The organism is Leisingera sp. JC11 (genome assembly GCF_040704725.1).
Classification (GTDB): Bacteria; Pseudomonadota; Alphaproteobacteria; order Rhodobacterales; family Rhodobacteraceae; genus Leisingera.
Window position 1 is genome coordinate 80,362 of record NZ_JBFCVS010000003.1, and the last position, 17,783, is coordinate 98,144.

22 protein-coding genes are annotated in these 17,783 nt (G+C 63.6%); 15 read left to right on the plus strand and 7 right to left on the minus strand.

Features of this window, described 5'->3' with window-relative positions:
* Positions 1-483 carry an ATP-binding protein gene (locus AB1A62_RS04085; protein WP_366660122.1) on the plus strand — a complete coding sequence of 161 codons (483 nt, stop codon included), beginning with the start codon at positions 1-3 and terminating at the stop codon, positions 481-483.
* Between the two features lie 13 nt (positions 484-496).
* On the opposite strand, the gene AB1A62_RS04090 is transcribed toward AB1A62_RS04085, so the two are convergent.
* Entirely contained in the window at positions 497-883 is a 387-nt protein-coding gene (locus AB1A62_RS04090; RefSeq protein WP_366660124.1) for a response regulator, read from the minus strand.
* Between the two features lie 212 nt (positions 884-1,095).
* On the minus strand, positions 1,096-2,271 hold the full coding sequence (locus tag AB1A62_RS04095) for an acetyl-CoA C-acyltransferase family protein (RefSeq protein WP_366660125.1): 1,176 nt from the start codon (positions 2,269-2,271) through the stop codon (positions 1,096-1,098).
* A gap of 198 nt (positions 2,272-2,469) precedes the next feature.
* Between AB1A62_RS04095 and AB1A62_RS04100 the strand changes: the two genes are divergently transcribed.
* Complete coding sequence (locus AB1A62_RS04100; protein WP_366660127.1) at positions 2,470-3,036, plus strand: XRE family transcriptional regulator; 567 nt, start codon at positions 2,470-2,472, stop codon at positions 3,034-3,036.
* Between the two features lie 246 nt (positions 3,037-3,282).
* Positions 3,283-3,489 (plus strand): cold-shock protein, encoded by a 207-nt coding sequence (locus tag AB1A62_RS04105; RefSeq protein ID WP_039184356.1) that lies wholly within the window; start codon positions 3,283-3,285, stop codon positions 3,487-3,489.
* 64 nt (positions 3,490-3,553) lie between these two features.
* Here AB1A62_RS04105 and AB1A62_RS04110 read toward each other — a convergent pair whose 3' ends face one another.
* Entirely contained in the window at positions 3,554-3,955 is a 402-nt protein-coding gene (locus AB1A62_RS04110; protein ID WP_366660129.1) for a VOC family protein, read from the minus strand.
* Positions 3,956-4,116: 161 nt separating this feature from the next.
* Between AB1A62_RS04110 and AB1A62_RS04115 the strand changes: the two genes are divergently transcribed.
* Complete coding sequence (locus AB1A62_RS04115) at positions 4,117-5,301, plus strand: glycine C-acetyltransferase (RefSeq protein WP_366660131.1); 1,185 nt, start codon at positions 4,117-4,119, stop codon at positions 5,299-5,301.
* Positions 5,302-5,318: 17 nt separating this feature from the next.
* A complete protein-coding gene (gene tdh, locus AB1A62_RS04120) occupies positions 5,319-6,347 on the plus strand; it encodes an L-threonine 3-dehydrogenase (RefSeq protein ID WP_366660527.1) in 1,029 nt (342 codons plus the stop codon).
* 134 nt (positions 6,348-6,481) lie between these two features.
* Here the strand turns inward: tdh and AB1A62_RS04125 are convergent, their stop codons facing one another.
* The gene (locus tag AB1A62_RS04125; protein WP_366660132.1) at positions 6,482-7,210 is read right to left on the minus strand and encodes a metallophosphoesterase family protein; all 729 of its coding nucleotides are present in this window, start codon (positions 7,208-7,210) and stop codon (positions 6,482-6,484) included.
* A gap of 77 nt (positions 7,211-7,287) precedes the next feature.
* On the opposite strand from AB1A62_RS04125, the gene AB1A62_RS04130 reads away from it, so the two are divergent.
* The gene (locus tag AB1A62_RS04130) at positions 7,288-7,845 is read left to right on the plus strand and encodes a hypothetical protein (RefSeq protein WP_366660133.1); all 558 of its coding nucleotides are present in this window, start codon (positions 7,288-7,290) and stop codon (positions 7,843-7,845) included.
* On the opposite strand, the gene serA is transcribed toward AB1A62_RS04130, so the two are convergent.
* Positions 7,817-9,412, minus strand: a complete 1,596-nt coding sequence (gene serA, locus AB1A62_RS04135; protein WP_366660135.1) for a phosphoglycerate dehydrogenase — start codon at positions 9,410-9,412, stop codon at positions 7,817-7,819. The genes AB1A62_RS04130 and serA overlap by 29 nt on opposite strands.
* A gap of 63 nt (positions 9,413-9,475) precedes the next feature.
* Positions 9,476-10,630, minus strand: coding sequence for a phosphoserine transaminase (locus AB1A62_RS04140; protein WP_366660136.1), 1,155 nt, complete (start codon positions 10,628-10,630; stop codon positions 9,476-9,478).
* Between the two features lie 220 nt (positions 10,631-10,850).
* Between AB1A62_RS04140 and AB1A62_RS04145 the strand changes: the two genes are divergently transcribed.
* The 6 genes from AB1A62_RS04145 (at position 10,851) to AB1A62_RS04170 (ending at position 14,196) form a co-directional block, all read left to right on the plus strand.
* Entirely contained in the window at positions 10,851-11,312 is a 462-nt protein-coding gene (locus AB1A62_RS04145; RefSeq protein ID WP_366660137.1) for a hypothetical protein, read from the plus strand.
* A 67-nt stretch (positions 11,313-11,379) separates the two neighbouring features.
* Positions 11,380-12,255 carry a phosphoserine phosphatase SerB gene (serB, locus tag AB1A62_RS04150; RefSeq protein WP_366660139.1) on the plus strand — a complete coding sequence of 292 codons (876 nt, stop codon included), beginning with the start codon at positions 11,380-11,382 and terminating at the stop codon, positions 12,253-12,255.
* 8 nt (positions 12,256-12,263) lie between these two features.
* Complete coding sequence (locus AB1A62_RS04155) at positions 12,264-13,022, plus strand: TSUP family transporter (protein WP_366660141.1); 759 nt, start codon at positions 12,264-12,266, stop codon at positions 13,020-13,022.
* A gap of 65 nt (positions 13,023-13,087) precedes the next feature.
* Complete coding sequence (locus AB1A62_RS04160; RefSeq protein ID WP_366660143.1) at positions 13,088-13,408, plus strand: metalloregulator ArsR/SmtB family transcription factor; 321 nt, start codon at positions 13,088-13,090, stop codon at positions 13,406-13,408.
* Positions 13,405-13,842, plus strand: coding sequence for an SRPBCC domain-containing protein (locus AB1A62_RS04165; protein WP_366660145.1), 438 nt, complete (start codon positions 13,405-13,407; stop codon positions 13,840-13,842). The genes AB1A62_RS04160 and AB1A62_RS04165 overlap by 4 nt, the downstream gene beginning before the upstream one ends.
* Positions 13,843-13,875: 33 nt before the next feature.
* Positions 13,876-14,196 carry a YciI family protein gene (locus AB1A62_RS04170; RefSeq protein ID WP_366660146.1) on the plus strand — a complete coding sequence of 107 codons (321 nt, stop codon included), beginning with the start codon at positions 13,876-13,878 and terminating at the stop codon, positions 14,194-14,196.
* 38 nt (positions 14,197-14,234) lie between these two features.
* Here the strand turns inward: AB1A62_RS04170 and AB1A62_RS04175 are convergent, their stop codons facing one another.
* Positions 14,235-15,233 (minus strand): asparaginase, encoded by a 999-nt coding sequence (locus AB1A62_RS04175; protein WP_366660148.1) that lies wholly within the window; start codon positions 15,231-15,233, stop codon positions 14,235-14,237.
* A 192-nt stretch (positions 15,234-15,425) separates the two neighbouring features.
* On the opposite strand from AB1A62_RS04175, the gene AB1A62_RS04180 reads away from it, so the two are divergent.
* The 3 genes from AB1A62_RS04180 to rlmN all read left to right on the plus strand — a co-directional run bounded on the left by AB1A62_RS04180 (position 15,426) and on the right by rlmN (position 17,745).
* Positions 15,426-15,956, plus strand: coding sequence for an invasion associated locus B family protein (locus tag AB1A62_RS04180; RefSeq protein ID WP_366660149.1), 531 nt, complete (start codon positions 15,426-15,428; stop codon positions 15,954-15,956).
* Positions 15,957-16,056: 100 nt separating this feature from the next.
* Entirely contained in the window at positions 16,057-16,452 is a 396-nt protein-coding gene (locus tag AB1A62_RS04185) for a lysozyme inhibitor LprI family protein (RefSeq protein WP_366660150.1), read from the plus strand.
* Between the two features lie 105 nt (positions 16,453-16,557).
* On the plus strand, positions 16,558-17,745 hold the full coding sequence (rlmN, locus tag AB1A62_RS04190) for a 23S rRNA (adenine(2503)-C(2))-methyltransferase RlmN (protein ID WP_366660151.1): 1,188 nt from the start codon (positions 16,558-16,560) through the stop codon (positions 17,743-17,745).
* Positions 17,746-17,783 lie beyond the last annotated feature (38 nt).

The window sequence follows — 17,783 nt, forward strand, 5'->3', positions numbered from 1 at the left end:
TTGCTGGAGCATTCGGTATCGACGTCCGCGAAGATCAATATTCAGGAAATATCTGCTCAGGACGCGGTATCAGAGGCCTGCGAAAGCCAGGCCCAGGACCTGCAGGCCTGCGGCGGCAAGGTTAATATCAGCGGCGCAGGTTTCAGATTGCATGCGGACCCGACCCTGCTGCACCTCGTCCTGAGCAATCTCCTGTCGAACGCGATCAAATACCGGCACCCCGCGCGGCCGCTGAAAATTGCCATCAGATTGGCGGGCGCAGGGCAGGACCAATGGGAGCTTTCAGTGTCTGACAATGGGACCGGGTTCGACCCGGAAGACCGGCTTCAGATACTTCAGCCCTTTCACCGTGCACACCGTGAAATCGAGGGCAATGGCATCGGGCTATCGACCTGCGCCGAGATTTGCCGCCGCCATAACTGGCAGCTCACAGCTGATGCGGAGCCTGGGAAAGGGGCTGTGTTTACCATTTCCTTCGGCTAAAGAGCTGCCTGGCTTAGCTTGCTGCCGCAGCGATACTCTGTCCGCTCACATAATCGACCATGCTCACAAGGTCAGGCAGGTTGACCGGCTTGTGCAGTACCCAGCGGATATTGCGGCTCAGGCCAAAAAGCTCCCCGCCTGTAAACAGGCGGCTGCCGGTGATATAGACCACCGGGATATCCGGGCGCATAAGGGCGGCATAATCGGCCACTGGCAAGGACATTTCCTCTCCGATTTTCAGATCAAGGATCAGAATGGCGGTTTCAATTTCGGAGAGCGCAGAAATCGCCTCGGAACAGCTGGCTACCGCGGTGACATCATAACCAGCGTCCTGCAAGGCCATTTGGAAGGTGAAACGGACACCCTGGTCATCTTCCAGAAGCAGGATTTTCGCTGACATTGCCCCCCCTTACAAACCCCGAAGACGTCCACTTCAGCGCCATTCCGGCACGAAACAGTTAATCACTGGCGATTCTTGCCATTTGAAAATTTCTACTTTAAATTGAATGATCTGTATATGAACGAAGCATAAAACGCCCGCAAAAGCCGGTTAATCCAAAGGTTCCGGCGGGACACGGGGCTCCGCATTTCGGGGCCCCGCGCCGCTTTCCGTCACATGCGTTCTATCGCCAGCGCGATGCCCTGGCCGCCGCCGATGCACATGGTGATCAGCCCCTTGGACCCTCCGGTGCGCTCCAGCTCATATAGCGTTTTCAAGGTGATAATGGCACCGGTTGCCCCCACCGGATGGCCCAGCGCAATTGCACCGCCATTGGGGTTCACCTTGGCGGGGTCAAGCCCGAGCTCCTTGTTCACCGCCAGCGCCTGCGAGGCAAAAGCCTCGTTCGACTCGATCACATCGAAATCCCCGGCAGACAGGCCGGTCTTCTCCAAAAGGTTGCGCACCGCAGGCACCGGGCCGATGCCCATCACCTCAGGCCGCACCCCGGCATGGGCATAGCCCAGAATCCGTGCCTTGGGCTTCAGCCCGGCCTTCTCTGCCGCAGCCGCCGTGGCCAGCACCATAGCCGCCGCACCGTCGTTGATTCCGCTGGCATTTCCAGCAGTTACCCGGCCGTCCTTCTGGAACACCGCCCTCAGCCCGGCCAGCGCCTCCGGGGTGGTGGGCTTGGGGTGCTCATCGACTTCAAAGGGCACCATGTCGCGTTTCACCTTCACCTCAACCGGGGTGATCTGGGACTTGAAATGGCCCGCCTCGATCGCCGCCGCGGCGCGGGTCTGGCTGGTGAGGGCAAACTCGTCCATCTGCTCGCGGGTGATGCCATGCTCATCAGCGACATTCTCGGCCGTCACCCCCATATGGCCGGTGCCGAACGGGCAGTTCAGCGCGCCCAGCATCATGTCGAGCGATTTCACATCACCCATCTTGGCGCCCCAGCGGCTCTGCTGGAGGATGTAGGGGCTTCGCGACATGTTCTCGGCGCCGCCGGCCAGCGCAAATTCCGCATCGCCCAGGGCAAGCGATTGATAAGCGGAGACAATCGCCTGCACGCCGGAGCCGCACAGCCGGTTCACGTTCATCGCCGGCACCACGTCCGGGACGCCTGCCTGCATCGCCGCAACCCGGCTCAGGTACATGTCACGGGGTTCGGTGTTGATGATGTGGCCGAACACCACATGGCCGATCTGGCCGCCCTCCACCCCGGAGCGTTCCAGCGCCGCCTTGGACACGGTGGCGGCCAGGTCGATCGGCGCGGTATTTGCCAGCGCGCCGCCAAAGGTGCCGATGGCGGTGCGGGCGCCGTCCAGGATCACGATGTCTGTCATTGGTCTTTCTCCTCAACTCCTGCGTTGGCGCCATTATGCGCCCCCAGCATGGACCTGTCTGCCGGGACGTGCCGTCATGGAAACGCGGCGTCACTCCCCGTGCACCCCTTGTACACCCCCTGTGCACCGCCGCGGCGCAGCATCCGCATTTTGCCGGATCAATTGACAAATGCCGCCCATCGGCGCAGAGAATCCGTCATGACGGAAAACACAGACGATATCCTGACCCTGCTGCCCGCCCGCCTGAAGGAGGCCCGCCGCGCCCAGGGCCTGAGCCTGGAGGCTGTTGCCAACCTGTCGGGCGTCAGCCGCTCGATGGTGAGCCAGATCGAACGCGGCGAAAGCTCCCCCACCATTGCGACGCTGTGGAACCTCACGCGCGCCTTGCAGGTGGATTTTGCGGGCCTGCTGGAAGCAGGCGATATGCAGGACCGGATCGCGGTACTGCGCGCCGCCGATGTGCCCAAGATCGAGAACATGGGTCAGGGCTGCCGCATCCGCATCCTGTCTCCGCCGGAGGAGGCCGGCGGGCACGAGGTCTATGACATCCGGTTCGACCAGGGCGGCGCGCTGATCAGCCAGCCCCACACCCGCGGTGCGATGGAGCAGCTGACGGTGCTGGAGGGTGAGATCGCTGTGGCGTCCGGCAACGCCAAGGACCAGCTGCAGGCCGGCGACACCGCGCGCTATGCCGCTGATGTCGCCCACTCGATCACCGCGCCGGAGGGGCCTGCACGGGTGTTTCTGATTGTGAAGAACGCGTAGTCCAAACCCGTCCCATCCCCGCTGGCAGGGCCCACCTGCCTTTTTCGGCAGGAAATCCACTCCTTGGGCCTTTTATGCACATTCCCCTTGAACGACTCGGGGGTCCGGCCCATATGTGGTCCGCTAACGTTATTCTTGTCGATCCACTGTCTCCCGTTCCGCGGCGTTATCAGTCTCTCGATCCAGACCGACTACGCCAGGCTGCCGCACTTCCGCGGGCAGCAAAAACTCTAGGAGACTACGGATATGGCCACCGGCACCGTAAAATGGTTCAACACCACCAAAGGCTACGGCTTCATCGCGCCCGAGGGCGGCAGCAAAGATGTGTTCGTGCACATTTCCGCTGTTGAGCGTTCCGGCCTGACCGGCCTCGCCGACAACCAGAAAGTCACCTTCGACATCGAGCCCGGCCGTGACGGCCGCGAGTCGGCGGTGAACCTGGAACTGGCATAAGCCAGACAGCTTTGCTGATTGGAAGCGCGGTCCCTGGAAGGGGGCCGCGTTTTCTTTTGGGCCGTCAGCCCTTGTTCTTCTCATCCCAGAGCTTCGGCTCCCACAGCTCCACCTTGTTGCCGTCGGGATCCATGACCCAGGCGAAGCGGCCGTTTTCATGGGACTCTGGCCCTTGCAGGATCGGGACGCCTGCCCCTGTCAGCCGGGCAATCATGCCGTCCATGTCATCGACCCGGTAGTTGATCATGAAGCCGGAGGTGCTGGGCGCGAACCAGGTGCCGTCCGGATCCGCAATGCCCCAGACGGTGAGGCCGCCATCCTCTGCCGTGTCCTCCTGCCAGTTCAGAACGGCGCCGCCGAAGTCCGTGAGCTCCAGCCCGAGGTGGTCGCGGTACCAGGCGGCCAGCGCCTTGGCGTCGCCGCGCGCCTTGATGAATACACCGCCGATTCCTGTGACCCTGGCCATCCCGTGCCCTCCCGGTTTCAGGGGCAGATAGCCCGGTTTGGCGGGATATCATCGGTCGCGTCCAGTTTCACGGATTTTTTTCCGCAATCCTGAAATCCTGTATTCCGGAAACGCATCCGCTATGATAGACACGCGACTCGAGACACCAAAGGAGCTTGCGCATGTCCACTGCTTTTCTGACCGACATCTCCAACACGCTGGCCCAGATCGAGGCCGAGGGGCTGTACAAGCGCGAGCGAATGATCACCTCCCCGCAGGGGGGCGAGATCACGGTTGGCGGCCGGGAGGTGATCAACCTGTGCGCCAACAACTATCTGGGTCTGGCCGACCACCCCGCCCTGATCAAAGCCGCCAAGGACGCGATGGAACCGAAAGGGTTCGGCATGGCCTCTGTCCGGTTCATCTGCGGCACCCAGGACATTCACCGGGAGCTGGAGCAGCGGCTGGCGAAGTTCCTCGGCAAGGATGACGCGATCCTGTTCGCAGCCTGTTTCGACGCCAACGGCGGGCTGTTCGAGCCGCTCTTGGGGCCGGAGGATGCGATCATCTCCGACAGTCTGAACCATGCATCGATCATCGACGGCATCCGGCTGTGCAAGGCCAAGCGCTACCGCTACCTGAACAGCGACATGAACGACCTGGAGGCCTGGCTGAAACAGGCCCGCGAGGATGGTGCGCGGCATATCATGATCGCCACTGACGGCGTGTTCTCGATGGACGGCTACCTGGCGAAGCTGCCGGAGATCCGGGCGCTGGCGGACAAATACGATGCCATCGTGATGGTGGATGACTGCCACGCCACCGGTTTCATGGGGGCGACGGGCGCCGGCACGCCGGAGCATTTCGGGGTGGACGTGGATATCGTCACCGGGACATTGGGCAAAGCACTGGGGGGGGCCATCGGCGGTTATATCGCCGGGCCGCAGCCAGTGATCGACCTGCTGCGGCAGCGGGCGCGGCCCTATCTGTTCTCCAATTCGCTGCCGCCATCGATTGTTGCTGCCGGGCTGGAGGCGATCCGGCTGGTTGAGGAAGGGGACGGCCTGCGGGCGCAGCTGTTCGAGAATGCGAAATACTGGCGCGCGGGGCTGGAAAAGCTAGGTTTTGACCTGCTGCCGGGTGAGCATCCGATCATCCCGGTGATGCTGGGCGAGGCGCAGCTGGCGCAGGATATGGCGGCGCGGCTGTTCGACGAGGGCGTTTATGTCTCCGGCTTCTTCTTCCCCGTCGTGCCGCGCGGCCAGGCGCGGATCCGCACCCAGATGAATGCGGCGCTGACGCGGGAGGAGCTGGACCGGGCGCTGGCGGCGTTCGGCAAGGTGGGCAAGGAACTGGGGGTGATCTGATGAGCCGTCCGAACACGATGAAGGCGCTGGAGAAGAGCCATCCGCAGGAAGGCCTGTGGATGGTGCAGGCACCGGTGCCGGAGATCGGCCCCGACGAGGTGCTGATCAAGGTCAGGAAGACCGGCATCTGCGGCACCGACATCCACATCTGGAACTGGGACGAATGGGCGTCGCATACCGTTCCGGTGCCGATGATCACCGGCCATGAGTTTGCGGGCGAGATCGTCGAGATTGGCCGCAATGTCACCGATCTGTCGGTGGGGCAGCGCTGCTCCGGCGAGGGGCATCTGATCCGGACCGACTCGCGCCAGTCCCGGGCCGGCAAGTTCCACCTGGACCCCGGCACCCGCGGCATCGGGGTGAATGAGCAGGGCGCATTCGCCCAGTACCTGAAGCTGCCGGCCTTCAACGTTGTGCCGCTGCCGGATGATATCCCGGATGAAATCGGCGCCATTCTGGATCCGCTGGGCAACGCGGTGCATACGGCGCTGAGCTTTGACCTCTTGGGGGAGGATGTTCTGATCACCGGCGCGGGCCCCATCGGCATCATGGCGGCGGCGGTGGCGAAACATGCCGGCGCCCGGCATGTGGTGATCACCGACATCAATGCGGACCGCCTGAAGCTGGCGGCGCATGTGGTGCCGGCGGTGCGCGCGGTGAACGTGGCCCAGGAGGACCTGCAGGATGTGGTGCGGGAGCTGGGCCTGAAACAGGGGTTTGACGTCGGGCTGGAGATGTCCGGCAGCCAGGCGGCCCTCGATCAGATGGTGGAGGCGCTGGTGATGGGCGGCAAGATTGCCCTGTTGGGCATTCCGCCGGGCAAATCGCCGGTCGACTGGTCGCGCATCGTGTTCAAGGCGATCACCATCAAGGGCGTCTACGGGCGCGAGATGTTCGAGACCTGGTACAAGATGATCGCGATGCTGCAGAACGGGCTGGATGTGAGCAGGGTGATCACCCACCGGTTCGGCGTCGATGACTTTGCCGAAGGGTTTGCGGCGATGAAATCAGGCTCCAGCGGAAAGGTGGTGCTGGACTGGACGTGATGACGGGTTGAGGGGGCTTTGCCCCCTCGCGCCTGCCGGCTGGGCTTCGCCCGTTCGGGTCTGAAATGATCCCCCGGATCATTTCCGGGACGACCCTCACCCCCAGAGTTTTTCCGGAAAGATGAATAGGCGGATCAGGGTTTCAGCGGCACCCTGCCCGCTTCCGTCAGCACCCAGCAGTCGCAGCCTTCGAACACCGCGGCAGTGAGCGGGCGGCCGTAGCCGGCGCCGCTGTCGAGGTTGATGCGGTTGACCCGGTGCTCGGGCCGTTTGCCCGGCGTGTGGCCATGCACCACCAGCCAGGGATGGGCGCGTTCGTCGTCGAGAAATTCGTGGCGGATCCAGATCAGGTCGTCCTCGCTTTGGCTCTCCAGTGGCAGGCCGGGGCGGATGCCTGCGTGGGCAAAGAGCAGATCGCCCTCCTGATGATAGGGTTTGAGGCCTGCCAGGAAATCGAGATGCGCCTGCGGGACTGCGGCGCGGGCGCGGGCGTGGGTCTGGTAGATGCGGTCGCCGTCCGCCATCTCCACCCCGTAGGACTGCAAGGTCTCGATGCCGCCGATCCGCTCGTGCAGCCAGTGGTAGCCGACCAGCAGCCGGGAATCGTTGCGCGGGTAGTCCTCGAGGAACATTGAGAACATGCGGTCGTGGTTGCCCTTGAGGCAGATCCAGTCGCGCCCTTCCGCCTGCCCCCGGGTGAGCCGCTCGATCACGCCGCGGCTGTCAGGGCCGCGGTCGGTGTAGTCGCCGAGAAAGACGATGCGGGCGCCCTCGCCGCCGTCAGCCTCGATCCGGGCCAGCGCCTCCTCCAGCATCTCCAGCTGGCCGTGAATGTCGCCGATGGCGTAGAGGGGGGCGGTCATGGCGGCTCCTTGCTGCGGGCTGTGGCGGATTGATGGCGCATTGCGGCGGCAGGCTCAACCCCGGGAAAACGCGGCAGATGGCTGGCAATCCGGCACCGGCGCCGCATTTTACTGGGCATGCCTCATGCAGGCAGTCAGAGCCGGGAGGGTTGGTCATGGAAGGAATTGCGCGGTGGTTCATGCTGGTGGCGGTGGTTTCGGCGCTTGGCGGCATGGTCTGGGGCATTCAGATGTCGGCAAGCCAGGACCACCTGCTGTCGCCGGCGCACGGGCATCTGAACCTGCTCGGCTGGGTCAGCTGTTCGATCTTTGCGTTTTACTACCACCTGACGCCCGCCGCAGCCGCCGGAGCGCTGCCGCGGCTGCATCTGGGCACGGCGCTGCTGTCCCTTCTGCTGCTGGTGCCGGGTATTCCGCTGGCCATTCAGGATCGCGGTGAGGTGCTGGCGCAGGCGGGGTCGGCGGCCGCCTTGCTGTCGATGCTGATTTTTGCCGCGATCGTTTTGCGGCACCGGCCGGAAAAGGCGCAATTCAAGGCCGTGTTCAAACCGGAAAAACGCCCCCGCACTGGACTGCAGGGGCGTTCGCTGGGAACTTTCAGATCCCTTAGGCGACGTCGAACTCCAGTGGCTTGATCTGGTTGAACAGGCCGGTTTCCGCCAGCTTGGCGCGGACCTCTGCCGGGACTTCGTCGTCCACATAGAGCAGCGCGATGGCTTCGCCGCCGGCCTCGGACCGGCCCAGGGTAAAGTTGGCGATGTTGACGCCATTGTCGCCCAGGGTGTGGCCCAGGGTGCCGATGATGCCGGGCACGTCCTCGTTGGTGGTGTAGAGCATATGCGCGCCCACATCCGCCTCGATGTTGATGCCCTTGATCTGGATGAACCGCGGCTTGCCGTCGGAGAACACGGTGCCCGCCACCGAGCGTTCGCGCTTGGAGGTCACCGCGGTCACCTTGATGTAGCCGTCAAAGGAGCCGGATTTGTCCTGGTTGGTGGTGGAGATCTGGACGCCGCGCTCCTTGGCGACAACCGGGGCGGAGACCAGGTTCACCTCCGGGTTGGAGCGCTTCATGATGCCGGCGATCACCGCGCAGTTGAGCGCGTCCAGGTTCATGCCTGCCGCGACACCGTCGTAGAGGATGTTGATCGCCCGCAGCGGCTCGTCGGTCATCTGGCCGACAAAAGAACCCAGGTGATCGGCCAGTTTGATCCAGGGGCCCATGACCTTGGCTTCCTCGGCGGTGACCGAAGGCATGTTGAGCGCGTTTTCGACAGCGCCGGTCAGCAGGTAGTTGGACATCTGCTCGGCCACCTGCAGGGCGACGTTTTCCTGCGCCTCGGTGGTGGCGGCGCCCAGGTGCGGGGTGCAGACCACATTGGGCAGGCCGAACAGGGCGTTTTCCTTGGCCGGTTCCACCGAGAACACGTCGAAGGCGGCGCCTGCCACATGGCCGGAGGTCAGCAGCTCCGCCAGTGCGGCCTCATCCACCAGGCCGCCGCGGGCGCAGTTGATGATGCGCACGCCCTTCTTGGTCTTCTCCAGGTTTTCCTTGGACAGGATATTGCGGGTCTGCTCGGTCAGCGGCACATGCAGGGTGATGAAGTCGGCGCGCGCCAGCAGCTCGTCCAGCTCCACCTTTTCGACGCCCATTTTGTCAGCCTTATCGGTGCTGAGGAAGGGATCGTAGGCGATCACTTTCATCTTCAGCCCGCGGGCGCGGTCGCAGACGATGCCGCCGATGTTGCCGGCCCCGATCACGCCCAGGGTCTTGGCAGTCAGCTCGGTGCCCATGAACTTGGATTTTTCCCACTTGCCGGCATGGGTGGAGGCAGAGGCCTCCGGCAGCTGGCGGGCGACCGCGAACATCATTGCGATGGCGTGTTCGGCAGTGGTGATCATATTGCCGAACGGGGTGTTCATCACAATGACGCCGCGCTTGGAGGCAGCTTCCTTGTCGATGTTGTCGGTGCCGATGCCGGCGCGGCCGATCACCTTGAGGTTTTCGGCGTTCTCCAGGATCTTTTCCGTCACCTTGGTGGCGGAGCGGATGGCGAGGCCATCATACTGGCCGATGATTTCCGCCAGTTTTTCCTTGTCCTTGCCCACGTCGGGCAGGAAGTCGACGTCAATGCCGCGGTCGCGGAAGATCTGGACGGCGGCCTCGGACAGCTTGTCGGAGATGAGAACTTTGGGAGCCATGTTTACGGTCCTTAGAATGTCTGTGCTGGGACGGCGGGCGTTGTCGCCCGCCCGAAAGGTTGCTCAGGCGGCTTCGGTCTGGGCCGCGATCTCGGCCTCGAAGGCCCATTTGATCCAGGGCATCAGCGCGGCCACGTCGGTGGTCTCGACAGTGCCGCCGCACCAGATGCGCAGGCCCGGAGGTGCGTCGCGGTAAGCGCCGATGTCATAGGCAACGCCTTCGTTTTCCAGCCGTTTGGCCACGGCCTTGGCAAAGGCGGCGCCGTCCTGGATGCGCTCGTCGGTGAACTTGAGGCAGACCGAGGTGTTGGAGCGGTATTCCGGCTGCTCGGCCAGGAAGGCGATCCAGGGGTTGTCCTGCACAAAGCTTTGCACTGCGGCCAGGTTGGCGTAGGCGCGTTCGCGCAGGCCTTCCATGCCGCCCACCGAACGCGCCCAGTCGAGCGCCAGCAGGTAGTCCTCTACCGCCAGCATCGAGGGCGTGTTGATGGTGGCGCCCTGGAAGATGCCGTCGATCAGCTTGCCGCCCTTGGTCAGGCGGAAGATCTTGGGCAGCGGCCAGGCGGGGGTGTAGCTTTCCAGCCGTTCCACCGCGCGGGGGCTGAGAATGATCATGCCGTGCGCCGCTTCGCCGCCCAGCACCTTCTGCCAAGAGAAGGTGGTCACATCCAGCTTGTCCCAGGGCAGGCGCTGCGCAAAGGCCGCCGAGGTGGCGTCGCAGATGGTCAGCCCCTCGCGGTCCGCCGGGATCCAGTCGCCGTTGGGGACGCGCACGCCGGAGGTGGTGCCGTTCCAGGTGAAGACGACGTCATTGGTGAAATCGACGGTGGAGAGGTCCACGATCCGGCCGTAGTCGGCTGTCTTGACGGTGGCATCCAGCTTCAGCTGCTTCACCGCGTCGGTGACCCAGCCGGAACCGAAGCTTTCCCAGGCCAGCATCTCGGTGCCGCGGGCGCCCAAGAGGTTCCACATCGCCATTTCCACCGCGCCGGTGTCGGAGGCAGGCACGATGCCGATCTTGTAATCGGCGGGGATGTTCAGGATTTCGCGGGTGCCTTCGATCGCTGCCTTCAGCTTCTCCTTGCCCACCGCAGCGCGGTGAGAGCGGCCCAGCGGCGCGCCTGCAAGTTTGCTCAGATCGAAGACGGGGGGTTTGGCGCAAGGCCCAGACGAAAAACGCGGATTGGCCGGCCGCGCGGCAGGTTGTTCAATAGCCATAAATGCTACCCTTCCAGATAAGCGCCCCTCGTTGGGGAGGGGTGTCCCGCCATCAGAGCTAGTGTGCTGCAGCGCGGCACGCAACTGGTATTTTGAGAAAATGCGGCTGTTCATCCATTTTTTGCGACACGTATTTCCACCATCGGAAACTTCATGCGAACACGTTTAAATTGTGTTACCCAGGAAATAATCGCCGCTGCATAGTTTGGAGGAAATTGGAATGATCCGTGCACTTATTTTACTGCTGGCCGTAGCCGGCATGTTTCTGTCCAGCCGGACGGCCCATGCGCAGAATTACCCCGCCTGTTTCAATGCCCAGAACTTACCGGTGACGTATCTGCCCGATATGTCGGTGCCGGACATCGCCATTGCCCGAACAGCACCGAACGGCATGCCCGTTGTTCTTTGGAATCCGCAGATAACCGGGTCCATGCACCCGTTCACGGTCGAATTCTTCTACTACCACGAATGCGCACACCATGCCCTCGCCCACCCGCTGGGCACCTACGGACCCGGCAGCGAGAAGGCTGCAGACTGCTGGGCCAAGCAAACGATGATCCAGACCGGAGCATTGACACCGCAGAAGTACCACGTGATCCGCCAGCAGCTTATTCAAGGGTCCAAACCCGGGATGGACTGGCCGAACGGAGCGGTGCGGGTCAGTTTCCTCGATAGCTGCTGATTGCCGCAGCCGGCTGGTTATCGGATTCCGGTCCTGCTAGGAGCAGCGTCAACCAAGGAGACGCCCCATGTATACTGCGACGCTGCTTTGCAACCCCGCCAACCCGGTACTGGAGCCTGCGCTGATCGAATCGCTGCGCAATGCCTGGGGCGGTGATGAGGCGGTCTGGCTGGCGCTGGGGGCAGCGGCCGAGTTTCCACTGAAGCAGATGCCGGATAACCGATGGGACGTCTGGGCGGATCTGCAGGGCATGGGCGTGGATCTGGTCATTCAGCCCAGCGCCGGGCGCAAGAAGAAGATGCTGCTGGCGGATATGGATTCGACCATGATCCAGCAGGAATGCATTGATGAGCTGGCCGAAGAGGCGGGCGTCGGCGCGCGGGTCAAGGACATCACCGCGCGGGCGATGAACGGCGAACTGGATTTCGAGGGCGCGCTGACCGAGCGAGTCTGGCTGCTGAAGGGGCTGCCGGAAACCGTGATCGGCAAGGTGCTGGAGGAGCGCATCACCCTGATGCCCGGCGGCAAGCAGCTGCTGGCGACGATGAAGGCGGAGGGCGCCTATGCGGCGCTGGTTTCGGGCGGGTTCACGGCCTTTACTGCGCGGGTGGCGGAAGAGCTGGGTTTCGACGAAAACCGCGCCAACACGCTGCTGGCGGAAGACGGCAGGCTGACCGGCGAGGCCGCCCGCCCGATCCTGGGGCGCGAAGCCAAGGTGGAGGCGCTGGAGCAGATCAGCGCCCGCTTGGGCATCGCAGAGGCGGATGTGATCGCGGTGGGCGACGGCGCCAATGACCTGGGTATGCTGAAGCGCGCAGGCGCGGGGGTCGCGCTGCATGCCAAGCCCTCGGTCGCGGCGGAATGCGATATCCGCATCAACCACGGTGACCTGACGGCACTGCTGTACATCCAGGGCTACGCCCAGGACGACTTCAAAGGCTGATCAACCGCATGCTGGAAGTGGGTTTTGAAACCCTGCTGCTGTTGCTGGCAGCGGGGTTTGCCGCCGGGTTCATCGACGCGATTGCCGGCGGCGGCGGGCTGATCACGGTTCCGGTTCTGCTGCTGGCCGGGGCCAATCCGGTCACTGCGCTGTCGACAAACAAGATACAAGGTTTGTTCGGCGCCGCCACGGCGGCGGCCACATATGCACGCGCCGGGCATGTTGACCTGAAGGCCCAGGTCGGGCCTGCGCTGATTGCCTTTGCGGCGGCAGTTGCGGGCGCGTTCCTGGTCGCCTACCTGCCCACTGAATGGATCCGGATGATCCTGCCGGTGCTGCTGATCGGGATCGCCATTTTCTTTGCGCTGAAGAAGGGGCTGGACGATCTGGACCGGCACCGCCGCCTGTCCCCGGCCCTGTTCACCGCCGCCATAATCCCCTTGTGCGGCGCCTATGACGGTTTGCTGGGGCCGGGGGCGGGCAGCTTCTACATGCTCGCCTTTGTGTCGCTGGCGGGCTACGGCATCCTGCGGGCCACCGCCCATACCAAACTGTTGAATTTCGCCTCTAATGCAGGGGGTCTGCTGGCGTTTTCCTTCTTTGCCACGCCCTGGTGGATCACTGGCTTGCTGATGGGCTGCGCCCAGATCGCAGGGGCGCGGGCAGGTGCGGGACTGGCCAAGGAGCAGGGGGCAAAGGTGATCAAGCCGCTGTTGGTGGTGACGTCTGTCTCGCTGGCGGCCAAGCTGCTGTGGGATATGCTGTGAGGGCCGGCGCCGGCCCCGCCCATACTTAACATTTTACTTAATTAACAATCATGCTAAAAATAGGCATGACACCGATTCTGAAATCCTTTGCCGCCCTGTCGGATGAGACCCGCCTGTCGATTGTGGATCAATTGATTGCACAAGGCGAACTGCCTGCCGGGGATCTGGCACCTGGCGCTGGCATTTCTGCCCCTGCCATTTCCCGCCATCTGAAAGTGCTGCGCGAGGCCGGTCTGGTGACGCAGCGGGCCGACGGCACCCGGCGGCTGTATTCCGCACGTCCCGAAGGGCTGCGGATGATTGCCGAATGGACCCAGTCCCGCCGCGCCTTCTGGGATGGCAGCCTGAAACGGCTGGAAGCGGCCCTGATGGAGGACGGCGCATGAGCGACCTGCAGCTGAAACGGATTTTCCCGGTCACCCCTGAAAAGCTGTTCGCGTGGGTGACCACACCGGACAAGCTGCTGAAATGGTGGGGGCCGGAAGGTGTCACCATCCCTGAGCATGACCTGAACCTGAGCCGCACCGGCCCCTGGTATTCGGTCATGCAGAACAGCGACGGTCAGCGGTTCCATGTTTCCGGCCAGGTGACTCATGTGGATGTGCCGAAATCCGTTGGCTTCACCTGGGCCTGGCACGAGGAGGACGGCAGCCGCGGCGCCGAGAGCCATGTGACCTTTACCATCGCAGCGGCCGGGGACGGCGCCCTGCTGCTGGTCGATCACCGCGACCTTGGCGACGACGGCATTGCTGCGCGCCATGAAGAAGGCTGGACCTCGACCCTGCGCAAGCTGGAGGCACAGCTGGGCGCAGCTTCCTGAACCGTATTTCACTGCAACCAAGGGAGAAGACCAATGCCACAGTTCATTTTTGCCTATCACGGCGGCAAGACTCCGGAGAGCGAGGAAGAGGGCGCCAAGGTCATGCAGGCCTGGAAGGACTGGATGGGGGCAATGGGGGACGCGCTGAAAGTGCCGGGCGCCCCGGTGGGCCTGTCCAAGACCGTCAGCGCCGGCGGGGTGGCGGACAATGGCGGCGCTAATCCGCTGTCGGGCTATTCGGTGGTGGAAGCGTCTGATCAGGACTCCGCCTGCGAGATGGCCAAGGGCTGCCCGATGGTGGCGGATGGCAGCGGTTCGGTTGAAGTGGCCGAGATCATCGATATGGAGATGTAACGCAAATGCCCCGGGATTGAGCCCGGGGCATTTTGTTTTCAGAACAGCAGCTCGGCAGCGGGGCGGATTGACCCGCACTCCAGCCCGCGGCGGCTGTAGAGCATCTTGTTCATGTATTTGCGGGTCTCCGGATGATCCGCTTCCAGCACGCCCAGGCTGACCATCAGCGCCGCAATCGCGCATTCGCTGGCGCGGGTGGTGCCATCGACAATCTTCAGCGCGACCCCCAGTTTCTGTTCCGGCAGGATGGCGATGAACACCGCCTCGGCCCCGGTCTTGATCGCTACCTTGCCGCCCATGGCGCGCATCAGGTTGGTGCAGCAGCGGGTTTCGCCCGCGACCAGCTCCGGATGCGCGGTCATGGCGGCAACCAGCTGCTGCGCCGCCTCGGAGGCGCGGTCGGAACGGTCCGCGGCGCTGGCAAACCAGGCCATCGACCGCGCCAGCCCGGTGACGGTGGTGGCAAAGTTCGGCGCCGAGCAGCCGTCGATGCCATAGCCGGGGCTGTCCTGGCCGGTGGTTTCCTCAAACGCCGCCAGGCAGGCCTGCTGCACCGGGTGGTCCATCTCGATGTACTCTGCGCCGCCCCCCAGGTACTGGTTCAGGGTCAGGAAGCCTGCGTGCTTGCCGGAGCAGTTGTTGTGCACCTGGCAGGGGCTGCTGTCGGTCTTGATCAGCTCGTTGCGGGCGGGAATATCGTCCGGCAGCTGCGGACCGCAGCGGAAATCATCATCATCCATGCCCAGCTGACCCAGCCAGGCGTTTACCCGGTCGGTATGGATATGCGCGCCGTTGTGGGAGGCGCAGGCCAGCGCCAGCTGTTCGGACGTGAGCCCGTAGCGTGCGGCGGCGCCTGAGGTGATCAGCGGCAGCGCCTGGATCATCTTGGCAGAGCTGCGCGGATAGATCACCGCGTCCGGATCGCCCCAGCTGCGCACCACCTGGCCGGAGGCGTCGCAAATGACGGCATGGCCCAGGTGCAGGCTTTCCAGCAGCGGGCCGCGCCAGACTTCGGCCATGGGCACTGGTTTCGGCATGATATCTCCCCTCATGTTTGCGTGCGGATTTCTGGGCGAAATCCCGCCAAAACGCACTTTCGCCCGTGGTGCTAGTTACGTTAGTGTGCTTGTGTAGCGCAAGCGAGGGGATCGGGACCAGACAGCGGATGAACGCTGCGGGCCCTTTGCTTGGTTTTGAGGTATGAAAGAACAGTCTTGGAGTCGGGACAAATGGCATTGAAACTCGCCCGCGTGGCTGCGGGCCTGTGTCTGGCAGCATTGGCAACAACCGCAACTGCTCAGGAAACGTCGAACAACCGGGTTGCGGCCAAGGTGGATTGGAGCGTTTTCGAAGGCAACGATCCGAACGAATGCTGGGGGGTTTCCGCGCCGAAGGAGACCGTGAACACCCGCGACGGCCGCGTCGTGGCGGTGCGCCGCAGCGAGATCCAGCTGTTTGTCACCTTCCGCAGCGGCGATGCGCCCAAGGGCGAGGTGAGCTTTACCGGCGGCTATCCGTTTGCGCCGGGCTCGACCGTGAACATGGCGATCGGCGATTCCGAGTTCGAGCTGTTCACCGAGGGCGAATGGGCCTGGCCGGCAACGCCTGCGGATGATGCCAAGATCGTCACCGCCATGAAGCGCGGTGCCGATGCGGTGCTGACCGCGCGTTCGGCCCGCGGCACCCAGACCAAGGACACCTTCTCGCTCCTGGGCTTCACCGCTGCGGTGGAAGACGCAGAGAAGCGCTGCAGCAAGTAACCCTCTGCATGTATGCGGAGCGACAAGACCCCGGCCCGCGCCGGGGTTTTCTTGTTTGAAAGCCGCGGGGCGCGTAGCATGGGAACAGGAGGTGCCTGCCATGCTGAACTCAGCCTTTCTCCCGATCCCCTGCCTTGCGGTTGTGCTGTTTGCTTTGCCCGCCCAAGCCAATCCGGCGCTGGAATGCGGCGAGGGCAGCCAAGAGGAGGTCGGCAGCTGCGTGGCCGAGGACGAGGAGGGAGTGGAAGCGGCGCTGTTCAACGCGCTGGAAGCAGCAATGGTCACGGCTGCCGAGCGCGACAACAACAGAGGCGGGACAGAGACAGAGGCTGCGCTGATGGCGAGCCAAACCGCCTGGGAAGCGTTTCGCGCCGCTCACTGCAGTTATATCGGGGCTGCGCATCCGGTGCCGGAAGACGCCGGCATTGCCACCCGGGCCTGCTGGACAACCCTGGGGCGGGAGCGGGTCGACGAGCTGGTGCGGATGAGCCAGTGACCGCCCGGCCGCCAATGCGAAACCTGATTTCCGCGGATTCCTTTTGATCTTCGGCTGAAATCCTATATAGAGCCGCATCCGCCCACCAGCACCGAGGCTTTTGCCATGACCGCCAGCGCGCCGATCACTCAGGATGTAATGACCCTGCCCCGCAAGGAGCCCGAGGGCGGCAAGATCAATCTTGTCGGCCTGACCCGCGAGCGGATGCGCGAACTGCTGATCGAGCACGGCACGCCGGAAAAGCAGGCCAAGATGCGGGTCGGTCAGATCTGGCAGTGGATCTACCAGTGGGGCAAGCGCGACTTTGCCGACATGACCAACCTGGCAAAAGCCTACCGCGCGCAGCTGGCGGAGACCTTTGAGATCCGCATCCCCGAGGTGGTGAGCAAGCAGGTGTCGACCGACGGCACCCGCAAGTATCTGGTGCGGATCAACGGCGGCCACGAGGTCGAGGTGGTCTATATCCCCGAGGATGACCGCGGCACCCTGTGCATCTCCTCCCAGGTGGGCTGCACCCTGACCTGCTCCTTCTGCCATACCGGCACCCAGAAACTGGTGCGCAATCTGACCCCGGCAGAGATTGTCGGCCAGGTGATGATGGCGCGCGACGATCTGGAGGAATGGCCGGTACCGGGTGCACCCAAGGAGGAAACCCGGCTGCTGTCCAACATCGTGCTGATGGGCATGGGCGAGCCGCTCTACAACTTCGACAACGTGCGCGACGCGATGAAGATCGCGATGGACCCGGAGGGCATCTCGCTCAGCCGCCGCCGGATCACGCTCTCCACTTCCGGCGTGGTGCCGGAGATTGCGCGGACAGCCGAGGAAATCGGCTGCCTGCTGGCAATTTCCTTCCATGCCACCACCAACGAGACCCGCGACGTGCTGGTGCCGATCAACAAGCGCTGGAACATCGACGAGCTGCTGCAAGCGCTGGCGGACTATCCCAAGGCGTCGAACTCGGAACGGATCACGTTTGAATACGTGATGCTGGACGGGGTGAACGACTCGGATGAGGACGCGCACCGGCTGATCGACCACATCAAGCGCTACAACATCCCGGCCAAGATCAACCTGATCCCGTTCAACGAATGGCCGGGCGCGCCCTATAAGCGCAGCTCCAACAATCGCATCCATGCCTTTGCCAATATCATCTACCAGGCCGGCTATGCCTCGCCGATCCGCAAGACACGCGGCGAGGACATCATGGCAGCCTGCGGCCAGCTGAAATCGGCCACCGAACGCGCCCGCAAGAGCCGCAAGCAGATTGAGGCCGAAGCCGGGATGAAATAACCCGGCTCCGGCCCCGCTGCGGCAGGGTCCCCGGCTGC

Excerpts from the sequence above, each read along its gene's own strand:
- AB1A62_RS04090 (WP_366660124.1), bottom strand. The coding sequence starts at position 883 with ATGTCAGCGAAAATCCTGCTTCTGGAAGATGACCAGGGTGTCCGTTTC.
- AB1A62_RS04095 (WP_366660125.1), bottom strand. The coding sequence starts at position 2,271 with ATGACAGACATCGTGATCCTGGACGGCGCCCGCACCGCCATCGGCACC.
- AB1A62_RS04100 (WP_366660127.1), top strand. The coding sequence starts at position 2,470 with ATGACGGAAAACACAGACGATATCCTGACCCTGCTGCCCGCCCGCCTG.
- AB1A62_RS04105 (WP_039184356.1), top strand. The coding sequence starts at position 3,283 with ATGGCCACCGGCACCGTAAAATGGTTCAACACCACCAAAGGCTACGGC.
- AB1A62_RS04110 (WP_366660129.1), bottom strand. The coding sequence starts at position 3,955 with ATGGCCAGGGTCACAGGAATCGGCGGTGTATTCATCAAGGCGCGCGGC.
- AB1A62_RS04115 (WP_366660131.1), top strand. The coding sequence starts at position 4,117 with ATGTCCACTGCTTTTCTGACCGACATCTCCAACACGCTGGCCCAGATC.
- tdh (WP_366660527.1), top strand. The coding sequence starts at position 5,319 with ATGAAGGCGCTGGAGAAGAGCCATCCGCAGGAAGGCCTGTGGATGGTG.
- AB1A62_RS04125 (WP_366660132.1), bottom strand. The coding sequence starts at position 7,210 with ATGACCGCCCCCCTCTACGCCATCGGCGACATTCACGGCCAGCTGGAG.
- AB1A62_RS04130 (WP_366660133.1), top strand. The coding sequence starts at position 7,288 with ATGGCTGGCAATCCGGCACCGGCGCCGCATTTTACTGGGCATGCCTCA.
- serA (WP_366660135.1), bottom strand. The coding sequence starts at position 9,412 with ATGGCTCCCAAAGTTCTCATCTCCGACAAGCTGTCCGAGGCCGCCGTC.
- AB1A62_RS04140 (WP_366660136.1), bottom strand. The coding sequence starts at position 10,630 with ATGGCTATTGAACAACCTGCCGCGCGGCCGGCCAATCCGCGTTTTTCG.
- AB1A62_RS04145 (WP_366660137.1), top strand. The coding sequence starts at position 10,851 with ATGATCCGTGCACTTATTTTACTGCTGGCCGTAGCCGGCATGTTTCTG.
- serB (WP_366660139.1), top strand. The coding sequence starts at position 11,380 with ATGTATACTGCGACGCTGCTTTGCAACCCCGCCAACCCGGTACTGGAG.
- AB1A62_RS04155 (WP_366660141.1), top strand. The coding sequence starts at position 12,264 with ATGCTGGAAGTGGGTTTTGAAACCCTGCTGCTGTTGCTGGCAGCGGGG.
- AB1A62_RS04160 (WP_366660143.1), top strand. The coding sequence starts at position 13,088 with ATGACACCGATTCTGAAATCCTTTGCCGCCCTGTCGGATGAGACCCGC.
- AB1A62_RS04165 (WP_366660145.1), top strand. The coding sequence starts at position 13,405 with ATGAGCGACCTGCAGCTGAAACGGATTTTCCCGGTCACCCCTGAAAAG.
- AB1A62_RS04170 (WP_366660146.1), top strand. The coding sequence starts at position 13,876 with ATGCCACAGTTCATTTTTGCCTATCACGGCGGCAAGACTCCGGAGAGC.
- AB1A62_RS04175 (WP_366660148.1), bottom strand. The coding sequence starts at position 15,233 with ATGCCGAAACCAGTGCCCATGGCCGAAGTCTGGCGCGGCCCGCTGCTG.
- AB1A62_RS04180 (WP_366660149.1), top strand. The coding sequence starts at position 15,426 with ATGGCATTGAAACTCGCCCGCGTGGCTGCGGGCCTGTGTCTGGCAGCA.
- AB1A62_RS04185 (WP_366660150.1), top strand. The coding sequence starts at position 16,057 with ATGCTGAACTCAGCCTTTCTCCCGATCCCCTGCCTTGCGGTTGTGCTG.
- rlmN (WP_366660151.1), top strand. The coding sequence starts at position 16,558 with ATGACCGCCAGCGCGCCGATCACTCAGGATGTAATGACCCTGCCCCGC.